General features: G+C 70.2%; 2 protein-coding genes. Both read right to left on the bottom strand.

All coding sequences use genetic code 11. The annotated features are described in order from the left end of the window. Positions 1-60: 60 nt before the first annotated feature. Positions 61-1,776 (bottom strand): CTP synthase, encoded by a 1,716-nt coding sequence (locus tag ITJ56_RS17800; protein WP_194631972.1) that lies wholly within the window; start codon positions 1,774-1,776, stop codon positions 61-63. Between the two features lie 92 nt (positions 1,777-1,868). Continuing rightward, positions 1,869-3,563 (bottom strand): DNA repair protein RecN, encoded by a 1,695-nt coding sequence (gene recN, locus ITJ56_RS17795; RefSeq protein WP_194631971.1) that lies wholly within the window; start codon positions 3,561-3,563, stop codon positions 1,869-1,871. Positions 3,564-3,621 lie beyond the last annotated feature (58 nt).

Raw genomic sequence — 3,621 nt, 5'->3', positions numbered from 1 at the left:
GGTGGGGTGCCGCGGTGCCAGCGGGCACCGCGCCTCCCGTCCGATCGTGGAGACCGGCGCTTACGCGACCTGCTCCTCGGTCTGCGGGTCGAACAGGCTGGACGCCTCGTGGCGCTCGATCGCGGCCGCGACGAGCCCCGCGAACAGCGGGTGCGCATCGGTCGGACGCGAGCGGAGCTCCGGGTGCGCCTGCGTGGCGATGTAGAACGGGTGCACGTCGCGCGGGAGCTCGACGTACTCGACCAGCGTGCCGTCGGGCGAGGTGCCCGAGAACACCAGGCCGGCGTCGGCGATCTGCTCGCGGTACCGGTTGTTCACCTCGTAGCGGTGACGGTGGCGCTCGGAGGCCTCCGACGAACCGTAGAGCTCGGCAGCGAGGGACCCTTCCGTGAACGTCGCCGGGTACAGGCCGAGGCGCATGGTGCCGCCCAGGTCGCCACCCGCGATGATGTCGACCTGCTCCGCCATCGTCGCGATGACCGGGGTCGAGGTCTCCGGGTCGAACTCGGTGCTCGACGCGTCGGTCAGACCGACCTCGTGCCGGGCGTACTCGATGACCATGCACTGCAGGCCGAGGCACAGGCCGAGCGTCGGGATGCCCTGCTCACGCGCGAACTTCAGCGCGCCGAGCTTGCCCTCGATGCCGCGCACGCCGAACCCACCCGGGATGCAGATGCCGTCGACGTCGCCGAGCTGCTTCGCCGCGCCCTCGGGCGTGGTGCAGTCGTCGGACACGACCCACTTCAGCGTGACCTTGGCATCGTGCGCGAAGCCACCCGCACGGAGCGCCTCGGTGACGGACAGGTACGCGTCCGGCAGGTCGATGTACTTGCCGACCAGGGCGATCGTGACGTCCTTCTTCGGCTCGTGCACGGCACGCAGCACCGGGGTCCACGCGGTCCAGTCGACCGGACCGGCCTCGAGCTTCAGGGCATCGACGATGACCTGGTCGAGGCCCTGGTCGTTGAGCAGCGTCGGCAGGTCGTAGATCGAGGGGACGTCCACCGCGTTCACCACGGCGTCCTCGTCCACGTCGCACATCAGCGCGATCTTCTTCTTGTTCGACTCCGACACCGGACGGTCCGACCGCAGCACGAGCGCGTCGGGCTGGATGCCGATCGAGCGGAGCGCGGCCACCGAGTGCTGCGTCGGCTTCGTCTTCTGCTCACCCGAGGCGTTCATGAACGGCACGAGTGAGACGTGGACGAAGAACACGTTGTTGCGGCCGAGCTCGTGGCGCACCTGTCGAGCCGACTCGATGAACGGCTGCGACTCGATGTCGCCGACCGTGCCACCGACCTCGGTGATGATGACGTCGGGCTGCGGGTCGTTCTGCGCCTGCTCGCGCATCCGGCGCTTGATCTCGTCGGTGATGTGCGGGATGACCTGCACCGTGTCGCCGAGGTACTCGCCGCGACGCTCCTTGGCGATCACCGTCGAGTAGACCTGGCCGGTCGTGACGTTCGCGGCCTGCGACAGGTTGATGTCGAGGAAGCGCTCGTAGTGCCCGATGTCGAGGTCCGTCTCCGCACCGTCGTCGGTCACGAAGACCTCGCCGTGCTGGAACGGGTTCATGGTGCCCGGGTCCACGTTGAGGTACGGGTCGAGCTTCTGCATGACGACCTTGAGGCCGCGAGCCGTGAGCAGGTTGCCGAGGCTGGCAGCCGTCAGGCCCTTGCCGAGAGACGAGACGACCCCGCCGGTCACGAAGATCTGCTTCGTCACCTTCGGGGTCGAGTTCGAGGAATTGGTACCGCCGCTGAGAGTGTCCGCCACGGGGTTCCATCGTACGTCAGAACTGCCGGGAGGCGCGACCTCGGTTCGCCGTGGGCGTTGCGCCGGTGGGCGGTCGGGTCGCCGGACCCCGGTCAGGCCGATTGCCCGGCCACGTCGAGCAACTCGCGCGCGTGCTCGATACCGCTGGCACTGTCGCCGAGTCCGGAGAGCAGCCGCGCCATCTCCTGCAACCGGTCCTCCCCCTCGAGCCGACGCACACTCGACGAGGTGACGGCACCGCTGGCGTCCTTCACCACGTTGAGGTGGTTGTTCGCGAACGCCGCCACCTGCGCCAGGTGCGTGACGACGATGACCTGCGTCCGCTCGGCGAGCTTCGCCAGGCGCCGACCGATCTCGATCGCCGCTGCGCCGCCGACGCCGGCATCGACCTCGTCGAACACGAACGTGGGCACGGTGGTGCTGCCAGCCATGACCACCTCGATCGCCAGCATCACGCGGGAGAGCTCGCCGCCGGACGCCCCCTTGCCGATCGGCCGTGGGTCCGTGCCGGAGTGCGGCTGGAGCAGGATCGTCACCTGGTCGCGTCCGTGCCGGCGGTACTCCCCCGCGTCGGTGACCTCGACCACCAGTGTGGCGCCCGCCATCGCGAGGGTCTTCAGCTCCGCGGTCACGCGCTTCGCCAGGTCGGCGGCAGCCTTCGTCCGGGCAGCGGTCAGTTTCGCGGCGGCGGCCTCGAGCGCCCGCTCGTCCTGCTCGACGGCCGACTGCAGGGCCGCGATGCGGTCGTCGTCGCCGTCGAGTTCGAGCAGCCGGTCACTCGCACGCTGCCCGTACGCGATGACGTCATCGACGGTCTCGCCGTACTTGCGGGTCAGGCCCGCGAGGAGCGCACGGCGCTCGTTGATGAGTTCGAGGTCGTGTCCGGCCTCGGGCTCGAGCGAACCGAGGTAACTGGAGATGCTCGCCGAGGCCTCGGCGGCCTGGATCCCGAGCTCCGTGAGCTGCTCGAGCACCGGCTGCAGCGCGCTGTCGGATGCCACGACGCGCTCCACAGCGCGTCGGGCTGACTCCACCAGACCGACGACGTCCGAGACACCGTCCAGCGATTCGCTCGACAGTGCCTCGTGCGCCAGGGCCGCGGACAGCCGGAGCTCCTCGAGGTTCCCGAGCCGTTCCGCACGCTCGGCCAGTTCGACGTCCTCGCCTGGCTGCGGGTCCGCGGCCTCGATCTCGTCCGACGCCGCACGGATCCGATCGGCCTCGGCCACGCGATCGTCGCGGTCACGGGTCAGGGTCTCGAGCTCGCCGGCGTGCTGCTGCCAGGTGTCGAAGGCGACGACGTACGCCGCGAGGGCTCGTTCCAGGATGGCGCCTCCGAAGCCGTCGAGTGCGGCTCGCTGCGCGGTGGCCGAGGTCAGGCGGATCTGATCGGACTGCCCGTGCACGGTGACGAGCTGGTCGGCGAGTTCACCGAGCACCGCGACGGGGGCGCTCCGGCCACCGACCGTGGCACGGCTGCGCCCCTCGGCCGACACTGTGCGCGTGAGGATGAGCTCCCCGTCCTCGACCGCTCCGCCGGCGTCCTCGACGCGATCGGCGACCGCGGCCTGCTCGGGCACGTGCCAGCGCCCCTCGACGACCGCACTGGAGGCGCCCCGACGGACGGAACCGGCGTCGGCCCGAGCACCGAGCAGCAGGCCGAGCGCGGTGACGATCATGGTCTTGCCCGCGCCGGTCTCCCCGGTGACGACGGTGAACCCCGGCCCGAGTTCGAGCGTCGTCTCCCCGATGACGCCGAGGTCGCGGATCGCGATCTCCTCGATCACCGGTCCTCCTCCGTCACGATCGTCGCGGCCGATGCGATGCTGCGCCCATCCACGCCGA

The sequence above is a fragment of the Curtobacterium sp. VKM Ac-1376 genome (assembly GCF_015351025.1).
Lineage (GTDB): Bacteria > Actinomycetota > Actinomycetes > Actinomycetales > Microbacteriaceae > Curtobacterium.
This window is presented reverse-complemented; position numbering and strand designations above follow the sequence as displayed.